General features: G+C 46.7%; 15 protein-coding genes and 1 pseudogene. 11 read left to right on the top strand and 5 right to left on the bottom strand.

Annotation, left to right across the window (positions count from 1 at the left end):
- Positions 1-2 precede the first annotated feature (2 nt).
- Positions 3-845, bottom strand: a complete 843-nt coding sequence (mreC, locus tag ACTHTS_RS03930; protein ID WP_440369276.1) for a rod shape-determining protein MreC — start codon at positions 843-845, stop codon at positions 3-5.
- Between the two features lie 11 nt (positions 846-856).
- Entirely contained in the window at positions 857-1,894 is a 1,038-nt protein-coding gene (locus ACTHTS_RS03935; protein ID WP_039862245.1) for a rod shape-determining protein, read from the bottom strand.
- A 224-nt stretch (positions 1,895-2,118) separates the two neighbouring features.
- Between ACTHTS_RS03935 and gatC the strand changes: the two genes are divergently transcribed.
- The 6 genes from gatC to ACTHTS_RS03965 all read left to right on the top strand — a co-directional run bounded on the left by gatC (position 2,119) and on the right by ACTHTS_RS03965 (position 8,162).
- A complete protein-coding gene (gatC, locus tag ACTHTS_RS03940) occupies positions 2,119-2,409 on the top strand; it encodes an Asp-tRNA(Asn)/Glu-tRNA(Gln) amidotransferase subunit GatC (RefSeq protein WP_003685110.1) in 291 nt (96 codons plus the stop codon).
- A gap of 150 nt (positions 2,410-2,559) precedes the next feature.
- Positions 2,560-4,008: an Asp-tRNA(Asn)/Glu-tRNA(Gln) amidotransferase subunit GatA gene (gatA, locus tag ACTHTS_RS03945; RefSeq protein WP_440369277.1), complete on the top strand. Its 1,449-nt coding sequence runs from the start codon at positions 2,560-2,562 to the stop codon at positions 4,006-4,008.
- A gap of 14 nt (positions 4,009-4,022) precedes the next feature.
- Positions 4,023-4,898: a VirK/YbjX family protein gene (locus ACTHTS_RS03950; protein ID WP_440369278.1), complete on the top strand. Its 876-nt coding sequence runs from the start codon at positions 4,023-4,025 to the stop codon at positions 4,896-4,898.
- A gap of 28 nt (positions 4,899-4,926) precedes the next feature.
- Complete coding sequence (locus ACTHTS_RS03955; protein ID WP_128581776.1) at positions 4,927-5,547, top strand: trimeric intracellular cation channel family protein; 621 nt, start codon at positions 4,927-4,929, stop codon at positions 5,545-5,547.
- Between the two features lie 100 nt (positions 5,548-5,647).
- Positions 5,648-7,078 carry an Asp-tRNA(Asn)/Glu-tRNA(Gln) amidotransferase subunit GatB gene (gatB, locus tag ACTHTS_RS03960; RefSeq protein WP_315038393.1) on the top strand — a complete coding sequence of 477 codons (1,431 nt, stop codon included), beginning with the start codon at positions 5,648-5,650 and terminating at the stop codon, positions 7,076-7,078.
- A gap of 79 nt (positions 7,079-7,157) precedes the next feature.
- Complete coding sequence (locus ACTHTS_RS03965; RefSeq protein ID WP_440369279.1) at positions 7,158-8,162, top strand: FAD-binding oxidoreductase; 1,005 nt, start codon at positions 7,158-7,160, stop codon at positions 8,160-8,162.
- 338 nt (positions 8,163-8,500) lie between these two features.
- Here ACTHTS_RS03965 and ACTHTS_RS03970 read toward each other — a convergent pair.
- Both ACTHTS_RS03970 and ACTHTS_RS03975 read right to left on the bottom strand, forming a co-directional pair.
- A pseudogene (locus ACTHTS_RS03970) lies at positions 8,501-9,524 on the bottom strand (IS5 family transposase).
- Between the two features lie 107 nt (positions 9,525-9,631).
- Positions 9,632-11,743 carry a LysM peptidoglycan-binding domain-containing protein gene (locus ACTHTS_RS03975; RefSeq protein WP_440369280.1) on the bottom strand — a complete coding sequence of 704 codons (2,112 nt, stop codon included), beginning with the start codon at positions 11,741-11,743 and terminating at the stop codon, positions 9,632-9,634.
- A gap of 156 nt (positions 11,744-11,899) precedes the next feature.
- Between ACTHTS_RS03975 and ACTHTS_RS03980 the strand changes: the two genes are divergently transcribed.
- From ACTHTS_RS03980 to ACTHTS_RS04000, 5 genes are all read left to right on the top strand, one after another.
- Positions 11,900-12,559 (top strand): class I SAM-dependent methyltransferase, encoded by a 660-nt coding sequence (locus tag ACTHTS_RS03980; protein WP_440369281.1) that lies wholly within the window; start codon positions 11,900-11,902, stop codon positions 12,557-12,559.
- A 44-nt stretch (positions 12,560-12,603) separates the two neighbouring features.
- The gene (gene mutM, locus ACTHTS_RS03985; protein WP_440369282.1) at positions 12,604-13,431 is read left to right on the top strand and encodes a DNA-formamidopyrimidine glycosylase; all 828 of its coding nucleotides are present in this window, start codon (positions 12,604-12,606) and stop codon (positions 13,429-13,431) included.
- Positions 13,432-13,495: 64 nt separating this feature from the next.
- Positions 13,496-14,281, top strand: coding sequence for a 1-acylglycerol-3-phosphate O-acyltransferase (locus tag ACTHTS_RS03990; RefSeq protein WP_440369283.1), 786 nt, complete (start codon positions 13,496-13,498; stop codon positions 14,279-14,281).
- A 188-nt stretch (positions 14,282-14,469) separates the two neighbouring features.
- A complete protein-coding gene (locus tag ACTHTS_RS03995; protein WP_004520136.1) occupies positions 14,470-15,207 on the top strand; it encodes a redoxin family protein in 738 nt (245 codons plus the stop codon).
- A 252-nt stretch (positions 15,208-15,459) separates the two neighbouring features.
- Complete coding sequence (locus tag ACTHTS_RS04000; protein WP_049331494.1) at positions 15,460-16,866, top strand: dihydrolipoyl dehydrogenase; 1,407 nt, start codon at positions 15,460-15,462, stop codon at positions 16,864-16,866.
- 74 nt (positions 16,867-16,940) lie between these two features.
- On the opposite strand, the gene ACTHTS_RS04005 is transcribed toward ACTHTS_RS04000, so the two are convergent.
- A complete protein-coding gene (locus ACTHTS_RS04005; protein WP_440369284.1) occupies positions 16,941-18,071 on the bottom strand; it encodes a PilT/PilU family type 4a pilus ATPase in 1,131 nt (376 codons plus the stop codon).
- Positions 18,072-18,195: the final 124 nt, after the last annotated feature.

Here is an 18,195-nt window from a genome sequence, read left to right on the forward strand (position 1 = left end):
AATCAGCGTAGGGAAGAAGGGGCGGAAGAAAGTACCAAGACAAAACGGCTGCTGCGTAAAGCAGCCAAAGGCGTCAGTTGCGTATCGTAATAAGGCGTTCCCGATGCGCGGACAACCTTGCTGACGGTTGCAACGGGAATCCCCGCAGGATAAGTACCATCCAAACCGGAAGTCAGTAGAACATCGCCGGGTTTCAAGTCCGAGCCGGTTGGGAAATAGCGCAAATCTAAACCGCTGCCATTACCGTATGCCAAGTTGCGTTCGCCGGTACGGCTGACGGCTATGGGAACAATGCTTTGTCCGCCTGAAATCAGCCCAATTTCCGCACTTTGTGTGTGAACTTGTGTCAACAGGCCAATCAAACCGCTTTGATCGATGACCGCATCGCCAACTTTCAAGCCATCTTGGCTGCCCTTGCCGATAATCAGTCTTTCGGAAAGCGGATCTTTGCCATTGGAAATGACTTCCGCACCGATAACGTTGTGAATGCCTTTTTGTTGCAAACCGTACAGTTTTTTTAATTCACGCAATTCATTGGTATTGACTTTATCTCGCTGCAAATCGATTTTCAGACGGCCATTTTCTTCCATAAGCTGGCGGTTTTGTTCCAAGAGCTCGGATTTGGACTGGGAGAGGTCGGCAAAATATTGATAAAGTTGAACAGGTTGATTCGCCAGCCATTGAACAGGATAGAGCATGGGCATTACTGCCGCACGTACAGGCTGCATCAATGAAAAGCGGTAATCGGCCACCATCAGGCCGGCAGCCAGCGTGATATAAACGACAAAACGAGGCAACAGCTTAGGGCCTTTTGCCTCGTCAAAGCGCAAAGAAGAGCGTTCCATAACCATCTACCTTATGGGTTTTCCGTAAACACGGTATCCCATTTGCCGATATAGTCCAAAGCCTTACCAGCACCATAGGCGACGCAATTTAGAGGCTGGTCGGCAATACCGACGGGCAGGCCGGTTGCATCGGCCAAGACGGTATCGATACCGTGCAGAAGCGCGCCACCGCCTGTCAGCATAATACCGCGGTCGGCGATGTCGCCGGCCAATTCGGGCGGAGCCTGTTCCAAAGCCAGACGAACGGCACGGATGATTTGATTTACCGTTTCACTCAATGCTTCACGGATTTCATTTGAAGTAACCGCCAAGGATTTAGGCGTACCTTCGGCCAGATCGCGGCCTTTAATGCGCATGGCTGTTTCTGTTTCAAAGCCCGATGCAGAGCCGATTTGTTTCTTCAATTCTTCTGCCGTCGCTTCGCCAATTAAGACACCGCGATGGCGGCGCAGGTAATGGATGATGCTTTTATCGAATTCATCGCCGGCTGCGCGGACAGAAGCAGAATAGGCCATGCCGCCTAGTGAAAGAATACCGATTTCGGTCGTACCGCCGCCAATATCGACAATCATCGAACCTGCCGCATCTTCAATCGGCAAGCCTGCGCCCAAAGCGGCGGCCATCGGTTCTTCAATCAAATGCACGCTTGCCGCACCGGCGGCAAATGCAGAATCCAAAATCGCTTTACGTTCCACTTGGGTAGAGCCGCCCGGAACACAGATAACCACACGGGGCGGAACCAAAGACCGTCCTTCGGTGGCTTTTTTAATCAACATACCCAGCATACGCTCGGTAATCACAAAATCGGCAATCACGCCGTCCCTCATCGGACGGACGATTTCAATATTGCGCGGCGCACGGCCCTGCATTTTTTTGGCTTCCGTGCCCACTGCCATAATTTTACTTTTATTGCCTGCGCCGGATTGAATCGCAACCATAGACGGCTCATCCAAAACAATCCCTTTGCCGCGTACAAAAATCAGCGTGTTGGCCGTGCCCAAGTCGATGGCAATATCATTGGAGAGGAAACGAGATAACAGACGAAACATAGGATTCCTGAAATTCCGGCCCAGCCCGGATGTGTTTAGCATTATTTAAAATAAGAAAAACAGGTACACGGTTTAAGACGGATAAATGCCCCCTTAAAAGGCCATCTGAATTAAAACACCATGCCAACCTGTTTGGTTTTCGGTTATAATTCTTCGCTTCATAGAAGACGAAATGCAATGATACCCCAAACCTAAGAGGCATTGCTATCAGACAAGGATTTTTTATGGCTTTAAGCTTAAATGATGTGGAAAAAATCGCAAAACTCTCGCGCCTCACTTTAACGGACGAAGAAAAAAACAAAACGCTTGCCGAGTTGAACGACATTTTCGCCATGGTTGAAAACATGCAAAGCGTCAATACCGACGGCATTGAACCCATGGCGCATCCGCACGAAGCCGCTTTGCGCCTGCGCGAAGATAAAGTGACTGAAACCGACCACGCTGCAGAATATCAGGCTGTTGCCCCCGAAGTGCGCAACCGCCTGTATATCGTTCCTCAAGTAATTGAAGAATAAGGTTTCATACGGCCTTTGCTTATCGGCAAGCCCCTATTGCAAGGCCGTCTGAAAGGATACTTTGTTCAGACGGCCCGATTTATTGATTTAAACGGATGTTTTCAATATCTGTTTTGAAAGCAAAAACTGTTTTATAGAAAGTACGGCACAATGACCGCTTACACGCTCAAACAAGCCAGCAGCCTGCTGCAATCCAAACAAATTTCCGCAGTCGAATTGGCGACCGAATATTTGGCCGCTATTGCTGCGAAAAATCCTGCCATCAATGGCTACGTTACCATCGATCAAGATAAAACCCTTGCTGAAGCTAAAGCAGCCGATGCGCGTATCGCGGCCGGTAATGCAACGGCTTTGACCGGTGTGCCGGTTGCTTACAAAGATATTTTCTGCCAAACAGGTTGGCGCAGTGCATGCAGCTCCAAAATGTTGGATAACTTTGTTTCTCCTTATACTGCCACTGTGGTGCAAAACCTGTTGGATGCCGGCATGGTGACCCTTGGCCGTACCAATATGGACGAATTCGCCATGGGTTCGACCAATGAGACTTCATTCTACGGCGCAACCAAAAACCCGTGGAATCTTGAACATGTTCCCGGCGGTTCGTCAGGAGGTTCGGCTGCCGTGATTGCAGCGCGTTTGGCGCCTGCTTCCTTGGGTTCGGATACCGGCGGTTCTATCCGTCAGCCTGCATCGCATTGCGGCATTACCGGCATCAAGCCGACTTACGGTACGGTTTCACGATTCGGTATGGTTGCTTATGCTTCCAGCTTTGACCAAGCCGGCCCTATGGCGCAAACGGCCGAAGACTGTGCGATTTTGTTGAACACCATGGCCAGCTTTGACGAGCGTGATTCCACCAGCTTGGAACGCGACCAAGAAGACTACACACGTGATTTGGACAAGCCGCTCAAAGGTTTGAAAATCGGTTTGCCTAAAGAATATTTCGGCGAAGGCGCTGATGCCGATGTTCAGACGGCCTTGCAAAGTGTTATCAATTTGCTCAAAGTCCAAGGTGCGGAGACTGTTGAAGTTTCCCTGCCTCAAACATCATTGTCGATTCCTGCTTATTACGTTCTCGCCTCTGCTGAAGCAAGTACCAACTTATCCCGTTTCGACGGCGTACGTTATGGTCATCGTGCGGCGCAATTTGGCGATTTGGAAGAAATGTACAGCAACACCCGTGCCGAAGGTTTCGGCAGTGAGGTCAAACGCCGTATCATGATCGGTACTTATGTATTGAGCCATGGTTACTACGATGCGTATTACCTGAAAGCGCAAAAATTGCGCCGTCTGGTTGCCAATGATTTTCAGACGGCCTTTGGTCAATGTGATTTCATTTTGGCGCCGACTGCACCGACTGCCGCGCCAAAACTTGGCAGCGACATCCACGACCCTGTCCAAATGTACTTGTCCGATATTTACACCATCGCCGTGAATCTTGCCGGTTTGCCTGCACTGACTCTGCCTGCCGGTTTCAGCGCAAACGGCCTGCCGGTTGGTGTGCAATTTGTCGGCAACTATTTCTCCGAAGCCAAAATTTTGGGTGCCGCACATCAAGTTCAGCTGAACAGCGATTGGCACACTAAAGCTCCGAAATAAGGTAGGGAGTCTATATGCCTGAAAAGTTTTCTTTTCCGGAATTTAAAACTGTTTATCAGAATGCGCCAAAGTTTAAAACGCAACATTTAAAATTTACATTGCGGACATTGTGGTATCGTAAAGAAATTAAGGCATTTGAGCAGTTTGTAAATGCTTCAGAAATATGCCAAGGTTTTTTTAGTCAAATGCCCCAAGATGCTTATCCTTTGATACATGAGTTTGTTGATAAGAAATTTAGTGGTCAAGATAGGTTAAAAATTATGCAGTCAGATTTTGAGGCTGCAGAAAAGCTGTTTGGAAAAGAAAGAGTAATGGGTATGAAAACCCGTTCCTTTCATATTGTTTTGGCAAAACCTTCAGATGGCCTTGAGATTTGGCTTAACCGAAATGACAATTGCGTCGATGAGGGAATGTGGTCTCTTTCTTTACGAGAAAGCAATGGAAGACGTCTGTATATGACAACATTCGCTTTTGTAAATAATATGCTGCTTGCAGCCTCCCTTCAGGGGCCGGCAGGAGAAGAAGCGAAAGGTACTGTACGAGGTTTAACTAAGAAGCTACATGGATTGCGTCCTCAGCAATTGATGGTGCATGCACTGCAATATTTTGCTATTGCATTAAAGCTGGATGGTGTGATTGGTATCACACAAGATAGGCAAGTTAAGCTACGTTGGCGCTTGAAGAAACGTGTCAAAATGAACTATGACCAATTTTGGCAGGAGCATGGTGCTCAAAAAGGTGTTGATGGATTATGGCATCTTCCAAAAGAGCCGGTACGTAAAGATTTTGAGGAAATTGAAAGCAAAAAACGGTCTATGTATCGTAAGCGTTATCAGATGTTAGATGAAATAGAAGAGCAAATAAGAAATGGTTTAGCGCCTATAAAATAAACTATCATTTGATGAATAAAACATATATATGAATACAACCGACTTCATTCAAATCATTGGGACAGCCGCGTTTGCCATTTCCGGCTATTTGGTCGGCTACAACAAGCGTTTGGATGTACTCGGTGTCGTCATTACTGCGTTACTGACGGCTGTCGGCGGCGGCATGATACGCGATGGCTTGGTCGGCCGGATTCCGCAGGTGTTTTTGCAAACCGATGCGCTGATAGTCGTATTTGCCACGCTTGCCATCGCATGGTTGATAAGGGTGCAACGTTATCGCAGCACCTATTTGGCCGCTGCTTTTATTATTGCCGATGCCATCGGTTTGGCAGCGTTCAGCATTACCGGCGCACAAATCGGTATGGCCTTGCAGCTCAATCTGTTCGGCGTTATTTCTTTGGCTTTTGTGACAGCCGTTGGCGGCGGTATTGCGCGCGATATTTTGGTCAATGATGTGCCGATGATTTTGCGCACCGACCTTTACGGCAGCGTGGCTATTTTGATTGGCGGGCTGATTTATCTGTTCGGGCATTTGGGCTGGATTAATATTTTTACGTTAAACCTGCTCTTTGCCGGCGGATTGTTGTTTCGCTTGACTGCATACCGTTTCCATTGGCAACTGCCCGGTTTCCAACGCCGCAGGAAATAAACTTATCTTACAGACGGCCTGTTATGGTTTTTTATTCAGGCCGTCTGAAAAACGAATCACTCATTTAACCGATTAACTTTTTTTCGACAGAAAGACCCTTATGACTTGGGAAACCGTAATCGGACTGGAAATCCACGTCCAACTCAACACCCAATCCAAAATCTTCAGCGGAGCATCCACTGCATTCGGTGCCGAGCCTAATGCCCACGCCAGCGTGGTTGAGTGTGCGTTGCCGGGCGTATTGCCGGTAATGAACCGTGAAGTCGTCGAAAAAGCCATCAAACTCGGTTTGGCTTTGGATGCGAAAATCAATCAGAAAAACGTGTTCGATCGTAAAAACTATTTTTATCCTGATTTGCCGAAAGGCTATCAAATTAGTCAGTTGGATTTGCCGATTGTTGAACACGGCAAGCTGGAAATCGTAGTGGGCGATGAGGTTAAAACCATCAATGTTACTCGTGCGCACATGGAAGAGGATGCGGGTAAATCCGTACACGAAGGTTTGAATGGTGCTACCGGTATCGACTTAAACCGCGCCGGTACGCCTTTGTTGGAAGTTGTCTCCGAGCCTGAAATGCGATCTGCAGCTGAAGCCGTGGCATACGCTAAAGCGTTGCACGGTTTGGTGACTTGGCTGGATATTTGTGACGGCAATATGGCGGAAGGCTCGTTCCGTGTTGATGCCAATGTGTCTGTACGTCCAAAAGGTCAGGCAGAGTTCGGCACACGCCGTGAAATTAAAAACCTCAACTCTTTCCGTTTCTTGGAACAAGCCATTAATTATGAAGTGGAAGCGCAAATCGAAATCTTGGAAGACGGCGGTAAAGTACAGCAGGCAACCATGTTGTTTGACCCTGAAAAAGGTGAAACCCGTGTGATGCGTTTGAAAGAAGATGCACACGATTACCGCTATTTCCCGGATCCGGATTTGCTGCCGGTCATTATTTCAGACGGCCAATTGCAAAAAGCCAAAGAGCAAATGCCTGAATTGCCGCACGAAATGGCGGCGCGTTTTGTTGCCGATTACGGCGTGTCTGACTATGATGCGCGCCTGTTGACTGCCAGCCGCGCTCAAGCTGCCTACTTTGAAGAAGCAGCCAAAGCCTGCGGCCAAGGTAAATTAACGGCGAACTGGATGAACGGCGAGCTTGCAGCTACTTTGAACAAAGAAGGTTTGGAATTGGCTGAAAGCCCGATTACAGCTCCACGCCTTGCTGAGTTGGTTGCTAAAGTTGCAGACGGAACATTAAGCAGCAAATTGGCGAAAAAAGCTTTTGAAGCAATGTGGGCCGAGCCTGAAGCAGGTATTGCCGAAATTATCGAGAAACATGGTTTGCAACAAATTACTGATACTGGTGCAATTGAAGCGATGGTGGACGAAGTGTTGGCAAACAATGCGAAAGCCATTGAGCAATTCCGTTCCGGCAATGAAAAAGCCTTGAATGCGATTGTCGGTCAAGTGATGAAAGCAAGTAAAGGCAAGGCCAATCCGGCTCAAGTTCAAGAGTTGATTAAAACCAAATTGGCTTGATAGATAGGACAGGCCGTCTGAAAACAGGTTTTATTTTCAGACGGCCTTTGTTTTTGATAATAAATTTATTCTAAATACCATGACACATACCATTACCTTACCAGATCAAACTACATTTACGGCGAATGAGGACGAAACTGTTCTTGCTGCCGCAACCCGTCAGAATTTAAATTTGCCTCATTCTTGCAAAAGTGGTGCCTGCGGGCAGTGTAAGGCTGAGTTGATTAGTGGCGAATTTGAAATGGGCAAACATATTGATAAAGCCATCAGTGAAGAAGAAAAAGCACAAGGTAAAGTGTTATTGTGCTGTACCACTGCAAAGAGCGACCTCAAAATCAATGTGCCGGGTTTTAATCAAAATGCTTTGCCGGTGCGCACTTTGCCTGTACGCATTGAAACGATTGAAATCAAACATGATGTTGCTTTGTTGCGATTGGCTTTGCCTAAAGCGCCGTCATTTGCATTTTATGCCGGACAATATATTGATTTGCTGCTTCCCGGCAATATCAGCCGCAGCTATTCAATTGCCAATTCTCCTGACCAAGAAGGTGTTTTGGACCTGCATATCCGCAAACGTGAAAACGGCGTATGCTCAGAAATGGTTTTTGGTGCCGAGCCTAAAATCAAAGAAAAAGGCATTGTCCGCGTTAAAGGGCCATTAGGTACATTCACTTTGCAACAGGACAGCAATAAACCGATTGTTTTGTTGGCAACGGGTACAGGTTACGCACCTATCCGCAGCATCTTGCTTGATTTGATTCATCAGAATAGCGAACGTCAGGTTCATTTTTACTGGGGAGCACGTCAGCAGGAGGATTTGTACGCATTGGAAGAAGCAGAAGCATTAATAGGCCGTCTGAAAAATGCAAAATTTTCGCCTGTTCTTTCTAAGCCTAATTCCGATTGGAAAGGGGAGAATGGATACGTGCAAAATGTTGCCGCACAAAATTATCCTGATATGGGGCAATATGAAGTTTATGCTTGTGGGTCACCAGCCATGACGGAGAATGCGCAAAGTTTGCTGACTCAAAATTGCGCTTTACCGGAAGATGCTTTCCTTTGTGATGCTTTTTCACCGGCATAATGATGTTTATACAGAATTTATATATTTGAATGCAGGTGTTAAGAGTAGAATTTGATGGCAATCTGTTTGAAAAAGAGTGTGTTTTTGTACACTCTTTTTTCTATGTCGCAGTTATTGAACAGATATTTATGGCTTGAATAACTATTTTGTTATCAAAATTGAATTTATTATTTATCATAAAGAAAAAGGCCGAGACCTTTGCAAAATTCCTTTTCTCCCAACAGCCGAAATCTAAATAAAGATTTTCGGCTGTTTTTGTTTCAAATATCCACTGATTCTATTCAAATACCCCCTTAATCCTCCCCGGACACCCGATAATCAGGCATCCGGGCCGCCTTTTAGGCGGCAACAGACACACTTAGCCTGTTGGCGGCTTTCAACAGGTTCAAACACATCGCCTTCAGATGGCTTTGCGCACTCACTTTGAGCAGCCCGAAATAGGCTGCCCGGGCATAGCGGAATTTACGGTGCAGCGTACCGAAGCTTTGTTCGACCACATAACGGGTTTTCGACAAATATCGGTTGCGTTTGGTTTGCGCTTCCGACAGCGGATGTTTACGATGGGCTTTGCGCATAATGCCATCCTGCAGCCGATGCTCTTCCAGATGTTGCCGGTTTTCCTCACTGTCATAGCCTTTATCGGCATAGACGGTCGTACCTTTGGGCAGTCCTTCCAATGGGCAGTCCTTCCAACAAAGGCGACAGGTGTTTGCACTCATGGGCATTGGCGGGGGTAATATGCAGTTTCTCGATATAGCCTTCCGCATCGGTACGGGTATGCTGTTTGTAACCGAGTCTGTATAAACCGTTTTTCTTTATCCAACGGGCATCGCTGTCTTTACTCGGTGTGGTTTGGCCGCTGACTTGTCCTTCTTCATCGACTTCTATGGCCTGGCGCTGTTTGCTGCCGGGGGTCTGAATAATGGTGGTGTCAATGACGGCGGCGTATACTTTCTCTACTTTTAGGCCTTTTTCGGCCAGTTGGCAGTTAATCAGTTTTAGCAGTTCGGACAGTGTGTCGTCTTGCGCCAGCCAGTTGCGGTAGCGGCATAAGGTGCTGTAATCGGGGATGCTCAGTTCGTCAAAACGGCAAAACAGGTTGAAATCGATGCGGGTGGTGAGGCTGTGTTCGAGTTCGGGATCGGAGAGGCTATGCCATTGTCCGAGCAGGACGGCTTTGAACATGGACAACAGAGGATAGGCGGGACGACCGCGGTGGTCTCGAAGGTAACGGTTTTTTTGACGATTCAGGTATTGTTCGATCGATTGCCAATCAATCACCTGATCCAACTTTAATAGTGGGAAACGGTCGATGTGTTTGGCAATCATGGCTTGGGCTGTTTGCTGGAAGAAGGTGCTCATGGAAAATCCCCTAAATGTCTTGGTGGGAATTTAGGGGATTTTGGGGAATTTTGTAAAGGTCTCAGGCCGTCTGAATATTTCAGACGGCCTTTGTTTTGAAGCAAGTATTAGCTACCGATCAGTTTCAAACGTTGACCAGGGGTCACGGTACGGGTATTGCGGTTCCAACGGCGGATCTCATTAACATCAACATTGAAACGGTTGGCAATGGTGTTCAAAGTATCACCTTTACGTACAGTGTAGGAAACGTTTTGAATCGGGTTGCTGCGGACTTTTGCCGGAGCAGCTGTAACACGGAGGATTTGGCCTTTTTTGATATTGTTACCTTTGATGTTGTTGGCAATAATCAAATCAGCTACGCTCAAGTTGTAACGTTTGGAGATGTTAAACAGCGTATCGCCATCTTCTACGCGGTGTGTGCCTGCTGCAAGTGCTGCAGTTTGTGTGTTTTGTTGTCCATTTACACGTGCAAGACGTGCATTGATGCGTTGTTGTTGTTTAACAGTATTGGCTGCGATACGTGCGGCACGAGCGCTTTCAGCAGTAACAACAGTTTGAATTTGTTTGGCTTCAGGAGTCGCTTCAGCAATAGTCGCTGCAGGTTCCTCTGCAGGTCGGCTTTGTACCAAGGCCATCAGGTCATCATGCTCTTCTTGAACCGGAGCAACAGCAACAGATTCAACTGCAGGAGTAGGGGCTACATCGTTTGCGGCAACAGTCGGCGCAGTCAAGTCGGCAGGGATGGCTGCTTTTGGTGCTTCTGCAACATTTATGGCAGCAGGCTCAGCAGTAGTATAGGGGGGCATGGCTACAACAGGGGCGGCTACTTCCGCATTTGCAACTTGAGGCTGTGCTTTGGTTTCTGTTACTGCTACAGAAGTAACGTTTTCAGCTTTGCTACGTGCAATAAAGTCAACCGGTTTGCTGGACTGTGGTACAACAGGCGCAACAATATTGGTCACGGTATTTTGAGCAACTTTAACCGGTTCTGCTACGCTGGAAGCAATAATTGGAGACATAGCCGGCATATTGGATTGGTAAGTATCCGGCGTATTGTCTTTGTCGATAAAGTTAATAATGTCTTGACTTTGGGTAGCTGAGTTTTTAGCCACCAAAATGCTGCGGCCTTCAGAAATGGCGCTACCGCTCAGGCCATTGAGGCGTTTGAGTTCGGCTACGCTCATGCCGGTATCGTTGGCAATGGCATTAAGTTTTTTGTTGCCCAAAGAAGTATAGATATCCCAAGACATCAGAGTATCTGGATTGGCATTGCGGTAGTTCTTCTCAAATGCGGAAACCGCAGAAACCGGCAACAACAGACGACGATTGTTTTTAGGGATAAATACCGGAGCATTGAAACCTGGGTTGAGTGCCAACAGTTCGCTTTCGCTGATGTTTGCAAAACGAGCGATTGTGCTGTTATCAATAGGTTTGTCGATGCTGACAGATTTGAAATACGGCTGATTGCTGATTTCGCTGATATTCATGCCAAAAGTTTGCGGATTGGCAACGATATTACGTACGGCTAAAAGTTTGGGGACGTAGTTGCGTGTTTCGTTCGGCATACGCAGATTTTCGTATGTCGGTTCCAAACCTTGCGCGCGAGCGCGGTTGACAGCGCGACCGACATTACCTTCGCCCCAGTTGTAAGCGGCAAGGGCCAAAGACCAGTCGCCGAACATACCGTGCAGGTATTGCAGGTAGTTCAATGCGGCATCGGTAGCAGCGTAAATATCGTGGCGGCCGTCATACAAAGGTGTTTTTTCCAAGCCGAAGTGGCGGCCGGTAGCCGGCATAAATTGCCACAGGCCGGATGCGCCGACGTGTGATTTGGCTTTGGTTACGAATGCGCTTTCAATGAAAGGCAGCAAAGCAATTTCGGCGGGCATATTGCGTTTTTTAACTTCATTGGCAATATGGTACATATAAGGTTTGCTGCGGGAGATGGTGCGGTCGAAATATGCGCTGTTTGCAGCAAATTTGTTTTCATGGCGGCGAACCAGTTCTGTGTTGACTTCGTTGATGCGGAAGTCTTTACGCAACGATGCCCATAAGCTGCCGGAGCCGAAGGTTTGTGCTTTGGCTTGATCGAGCAGGGCGGAGTTGAGGCGCATCATGGCCATGCCGACTTGGTTGGGCGTAGCGTTTTGCGCATAGGCTGTGGCGGAAACCGCCGACAGGCTTGAAACGGTCAGAGCGATGGTTTTTAGTTTTGCCATAGTAAATAAAGTTATCAAATATATAATAAAATTTCGTCTTTTTGATAGTATCGTTTCAGCATTTAAACGTCAAGTCGAGCAGGGAATTTGCTTGTGTGATGTGGCCGTGGTGTTAAAATTCTGTCACACAAGTCGGGATGCATAGGGGAGCCTTTAGTGGAAGTTTTTTTTATGCAAACGCCAATGGGGCAATATCTTGCTCAAAAAGAGGCGGATTTTTTCAGACGGCATTTGCAGTATTTGAATAGGCAGGTGGCGGTTCAATTGGGCGGTGTATGGCAGAGGCCGTCTGAAAACATGATTGTAGTGCCTCGCGATGTGCGGATGGATGCTGAAATGTTGGCATTTGAAACGCATTCCGTGGATGTGTTATTGATGCCCCATCTTTTGGAAGTTTCATCTGCAGATTTGGTGTTGCAAGAGGCGTTTAGGATATTAAAACCTGAAGGCAGGTTGATTTTGACGGGGTTCAACCCTAAATCTTTGTGGGGGTTGAGCTCTTGGTTTGATGGGGAAAAGCTGCCTTTGAAATCTCAATGCTTGGCTCTGGCTGAGTTGAAACGAAAAATTGCAGATATTGGTTTTGAAATAGAATATGGGCAGTTTATGGATTATCTGCCTGCTGTGAATTCGCCTTCTGCTTTGAAGTTTTGGCAGTTTATGGAAAAGGCAGGGGATAGGTGGTGGCCGCAGTGTGCAGCGGTTTATGGGATGGTGTTAACGAAACATTTGATTGGTGTCCATCCTTTGCCTGAATTGGAATCTGCATTTGATGGTAATACGGTTGCTTTAAGTACGGCACGTTTGGCCGAATAGTTTTCAGACGGCCTGTATATTAATGATGAATTTGGAGAAGAACGATGCCTGAATTACCTGAAGTGGAAACGACTTTACGCGGAATCGCGCCTCATATTGATGGCAAGAAGATAGAAAAAGTCATTATTCGCCAGTTTAAATTGAGATGGCTTATTCATCCAAACTTGGCGCAAATTTTGGCCGGGCGCAAAGTTTTGGCATGCAGTCGGCGTGCGAAGTATTTGATTATTACTTTTGAAACGGGTATTTTACTTATTCATTTAGGTATGTCCGGCAGTTTGCGGATTTTTACCGCCGATGATGAGCGTATCGCCACGCCGGATAAACATGATCATTTGGATTTTGTATTTAATGACGGTACCGTATTGCGTTATCACGATCCGCGTAAATTTGGTGCGGTATTGTGGTATGAGGGTATTGCCGAACATCATCCGCTGTTGGAAAAGTTGGGGCCGGAGCCGCTCTCGGGTGATTTTGATGCAAATTACCTGTATCAGAAATTGAAAACCCAAAAGCGTGCAGTTAAATTAGCGCTGATGGATAATGCGGTGGTGGTTGGCGTTGGCAATATTTATGCGAATGAAAGTCTGTTTAAGGCAGGTATTTCGCCATTGCGTCCGGCGAATAAGTTGACCAAAAAAGAATGTGCATTATTGGTGGAAACCGTTAAAGCGGTTCTGCAAAGGGCGATTGAAACCGGCGGCAGTACGCTGCGAGACTTCGTTAATAGCGATGGAAAAAGCGGCTATTTCCAGCAGGAATATACGGTCTATGGCCGTCATAACGAGCCTTGCGTTCAGTGTGGCGGGTTGATTTTTAAAGAAACTTTGGGGCAGCGTGGAACATTTTATTGTCCAAATTGCCAGAAATAGTTTCAGACGGCCTTAAATGTCAGAGGCCGTCTGAAAATAATGAATACCATACAGAAGAAATTTTATGTCTAAACAAAAAGCTCCTTTTTTTAAACGACTGGGCAGGCTTTGCCGTTTGGCAGCTTGGTTGTTCCGAACTGGTCGGAATTTGCGTGCCATCGATGGCAATAATGCAGAGGAACGCAATCATGCGGTGGTTGTTTTGGGAAAAGGCGCATTGGATGCTTTGGATATCGAATTGGAAATCGGCGTACCGCCTCAAGGAAATGTGAGCGGTACATTGGTAGTGGCCAACCATGTGTCTTGGTTGGATATTTTTGCCATGAGCGCCGTTTATCCGAGCAGTTTTATTGCCAAGCAGGAAATCAGCGGTTGGCCGGTTTTGGGAAAAATGGGTAAAAATGCCGGCACGGTGTTTATCAACCGCAATTCCCGCCGAGATATCGAGCCGATTAATCAGGCGATTTGTGCGGCATTGAAAGCAGGGCATAATGTAAGTTTTTTCCCAGAGGCGCGCACTTCTTCCGGCTTGGGTATTTTGCCGTTTAAAGCTGCCTTGTTCCAATCGGCTATTGATGCGAAAGCGCCGATTCAGGCGGTAACTTTGCGCTATTATGATGGCGAAGGACAACGGACGGACTTGCCATCTTATGCGGAGGTAAACCTGTTTCAATCTTTATGGCGCATTGTTTCGATGAAGAAAATCCGTATCCGCTTGGATTTCTCGCCTCAATACAAACCGACAGATATGCCGGATAAAGACCGCTATGCTTTGAAGGATATTGCGGAAACAGCCATCGGCGAAATTGTGGCTTCGGATTCGCCCGTTCAGCCCTTACCTAAAAAATAATTTCAGTCAGGTACTTGTTTTATTTCAGATAGCCTTCATTTAGAAGAATAGCTGTTTTCGGTTTAATTGAATTGATAGTTTGATGTAATTAATATTATTTGAACTATAAATTATACAAATCGATAAGCCTGCATTAAAATGCAAGCATTGATTCATTTCTCAAACCTGAATTTTTAAGGAGCTTAAAAATGGCTTTGCAAGATCGTACCGGTCAAAAAGTACCTTCCGTAGTATTCCACACTCGCGTTGGCGACACTTGGAAAGATGTTTCTACTGATGATTTGTTCAAAGGCAAAAAAGTAGTCGTGTTCTCTCTGCCTGGCGCATTTACTCCAACTTGCTCTTCTTCTCACCTGCCACGCTACAACGAATTGTTTGGTGCGTTCAAAGAAAACGGTGTTGACGCAATCTACTGCGTATCTGTAAACGACACTTTCGTAATGAACGCTTGGGCTGCTGAAGAAGAAGCCGACAACATCTACATGATCCCTGATGGCAACGGTGAATTCACTGAAGGCATGGGCATGTTGGTTGACAAAGAAGACTTGGGCTTCGGTAAACGCTCTTGGCGTTACTCCATGCTGGTTAACGACGGCGTGGTTGAAAAAATGTTTATCGAACCTGAAGAACCAGGCGATCCTTTCAAAGTGTCTGACGCTGACACTATGTTGAAATACATTGCTCCTGACTGGAAAGCTCAAGAGTCTGTTGCCATCTTCACCAAACCTGGCTGCCAATTCTGCGCTAAAGCTAAAAAAGCGCTGCAAGACAAAGGCTTGTCTTACGAAGAAATCGTATTGGGCAAAGATGCAACTGTTACTTCCGTACGCGCTATTACCGGCAAGATGACTGCTCCTCAAGTATTCATCGGCGGCAAATATATCGGCGGCAGCGAAGACTTGGAAGCTTACTTGGCTAAAAACTAATTGCCTGTATGCTTGAGACGGCTTGAAAAGGCCGTCTGAAAGACCAAATATAGAGTTATTCAGACGACGTTTGCAAATCGGCGTTCTGAATAACTCTATATTTACAAGTAGAATTTGAGATTATTGTTTTAAATCGATATTTAGGTATTGGCTATTAATTTTTAAATTTTGATAGTTTATGAAGTTTAGGCCGTCTAAAAACGGATAACCTGATGGCAATATCGGTTTGGATATAGACAGTAAGGATAAAATATGAAAAAGATTCAAGCAGATGTGGTAGTACTGGGTGGCGGTACAGCCGGTATGGGCGCATTTCGTAATGCCCGACTTCATACAGACAATGTTTACCTGATTGAAAACAATGTATTCGGAACAACTTGTGCACGTGTCGGCTGTATGCCGTCCAAATTGCTGATTGCGGCTGCGGAAGCTCGCCATCATGCTCTGCATACTGATCCGTTTGGTGTGCATTTGGATAAAGACAGCGTAACGGTAAACGGCGAAGAAGTCATGCACCGCGTGAAGTCCGAACGCGACCGTTTTGTCGGTTTTGTGGTCAGCGATGTAGAAGAGTGGCCTGCCGACAAGCGCATTATGGGTACGGCAAAATTTGTTGACGAACACACCGTCCAAATTGATGACCATACTCAAATCACTGCAAAAAGTTTTGTAATTGCCACAGGTTCGCGCCCTGTGATTTTCCCACAGTGGGAAGTTTTGGGCGATCGCTTGATTGTGAACGATGATGTTTTCTCTTGGGATACCCTACCTAAGAGTGTGGCCGTATTCGGCCCTGGCGTAATCGGCTTAGAGTTGGGTCAGGCTTTGCATCGTTTGGGCGTGAAGGTTGAAATTTTTGGCGTGGCCGGTGCTATTGGCGGTATTTCCGATCCTGTTGTCGCTGAAGAAGCCAAAACCGTTTTTGGTGAAGAGTTGACTTTGCATTTGGATGCTAAAACCGAAGTCAAATTGGACGCAGAAGGCAATGTTGAAGTTCACTGGGAACAAGATGGCGAAAAAGGTGTGTTCCATGCCGAATATGCTTTGGCTGCCGCCGGTCGCCGTCCGAACGTGGACAATATCGGTTTGGAAAACCTGAATATCGAAAAAGATGCGCGTGGCGTGCCTGTTGCCGATCCGCTGACCATGCAAACCAGCATTCCGCATATCTTTATCGCAGGCGATGCGTCCAATCAATTGCCTCTGCTGCATGAGGCTTCCGACCAAGGCAAAATTGCCGGTCACAATGCCGCTATTTTCCCGAATATTGAGGGTGGTTTGCGCCGTAGCGTAATCGGCGTGGTATTCACCAGTCCGCAAATTGCCACTATCGGTTTGAAATACGCGCAAGTTGCGGCGAAATATCAGCCTGATGAGTTTGTCATCGGAGAAGTTTCCTTCCGAAACCAAGGCCGCAGCCGTGTTATGTTGGTAAACAAAGGCCATATGCGTTTGTATGCTGAGAAAGCAACCGGCCGTTTCATTGGTGCGGAAGTTGTCGGCCCTGCTGCCGAACATTTAGCACACTTGATGGCTTGGGCGCATCAAATGAAGATGACGATTCCGCAAATGCTGGATATGCCGTTCTACCATCCGGTTATCGAGGAAGGTCTGCGTACTGCATTGCGTGATGCCGATGCAAAATTGAAACAGGCTTGATTATTTGATGGAATAAAGGCCGTCTGAAACTCGTGGTGAGGTTTCAGACGGCCTTTTTTTATGCTTTGAAGCTGTTAAATCAATTCTAAATCCGGACCGGCATTTTGCGCACGACGGCTTCGTAATTGAATATCTAAGCGCAAATCATGGGCGGAGTCGGCATTTTTAATAGCATCTTGATAGCTGATATCGCCGTTTTCATACAAATCATACAAGGCTTGGTCAAAAGTGATCATGCCCATGCCGGTTGATTTTTTCATCATTTCTTTGATGTTGTGAACTTCGCCTTTTTGAATCAAGTCGGCAATAATCGGCGAATTGAGCAAAACTTCAACCGCCGCCACACGACCCCGTCCGCTTTCACGGGGAATAAGTCGTTGTGAAATAAAGGCTTGCAGGTTGAGCGATAAGTCGGTCAGCAACTGGGTACGGCGCTCTTCGGGGAAGAAGTTGATGATGCGGTCGAGCGCTTGGTTGGTACTGTTGGCGTGCAGTGTCGCCATACACAAATGGCCGGTTTCCGCGAAGGAAATGGCGTAATCCATGGTCTCGCGGTCGCGGATTTCGCCAATCAGAATGACATCCGGTGCTTGGCGCAGGGTATTTTTCAATGCAATCGGCCAATTTTCGGTATCTACGCCGATTTCGCGTTGGGTGATGATGCAGTTTTTGTGTTGGTGGATAAACTCAATCGGGTCTTCGATGGTGATAATGTGGTCGAAGCTGTTTTCGTTTCGATAGTCGATAAGAGAGGCGAGGGAAGTGGACTTGCCCGAACCTGTACCGCCGACAAAAATAATCAGGCCGCGTTTTCTGAGGGCAATGTCTTTCAGAATAGGGGGCAGATTGAGCGTTTCAAATTTTGGAATATTGCTGGTAATGGAGCGGAACACTAAAGCAGTTGCACCGCGTTGAACCATAGCATTGACACGGAAGCGGCTGGTATCGGGCAGGCTGATGGCGAAGTTGCATTCGTTGGTGGAAGAAAATTCTTCGATTTGTTTGGAAGACATAATCGAAAAAGCGATTTCCATACATTTTTCAGCACTCAGCGGCTCATCGCTCAGTCGCGTGATTTTGCCGTCCACTTTCATGGCCGGCGGGAAATTGGTGGTAATGAAAAGGTCGGAGCCTTTGTATTTGTTCATATGGCGTAGCCAAGCGAACAATTCTTCTTTTGCGTCCGGAGTATTTTCGTTAAACATAAGAATTTAGGTATTTAAAATAGAGTTATTTTATTGAGAATAATTATAACAGAAGCAATCATTATTTGCTGTTTTGCCAGCTAGAGTGGCTATCTGTTTTAAATTGAGTGTCGTGCTGGGAATA

The organism is Neisseria sp. P0019.S003 (genome assembly GCF_051957115.1).
In the GTDB taxonomy this organism is placed as follows: Bacteria; Pseudomonadota; Gammaproteobacteria; order Burkholderiales; family Neisseriaceae; genus Neisseria; species Neisseria flavescens_D.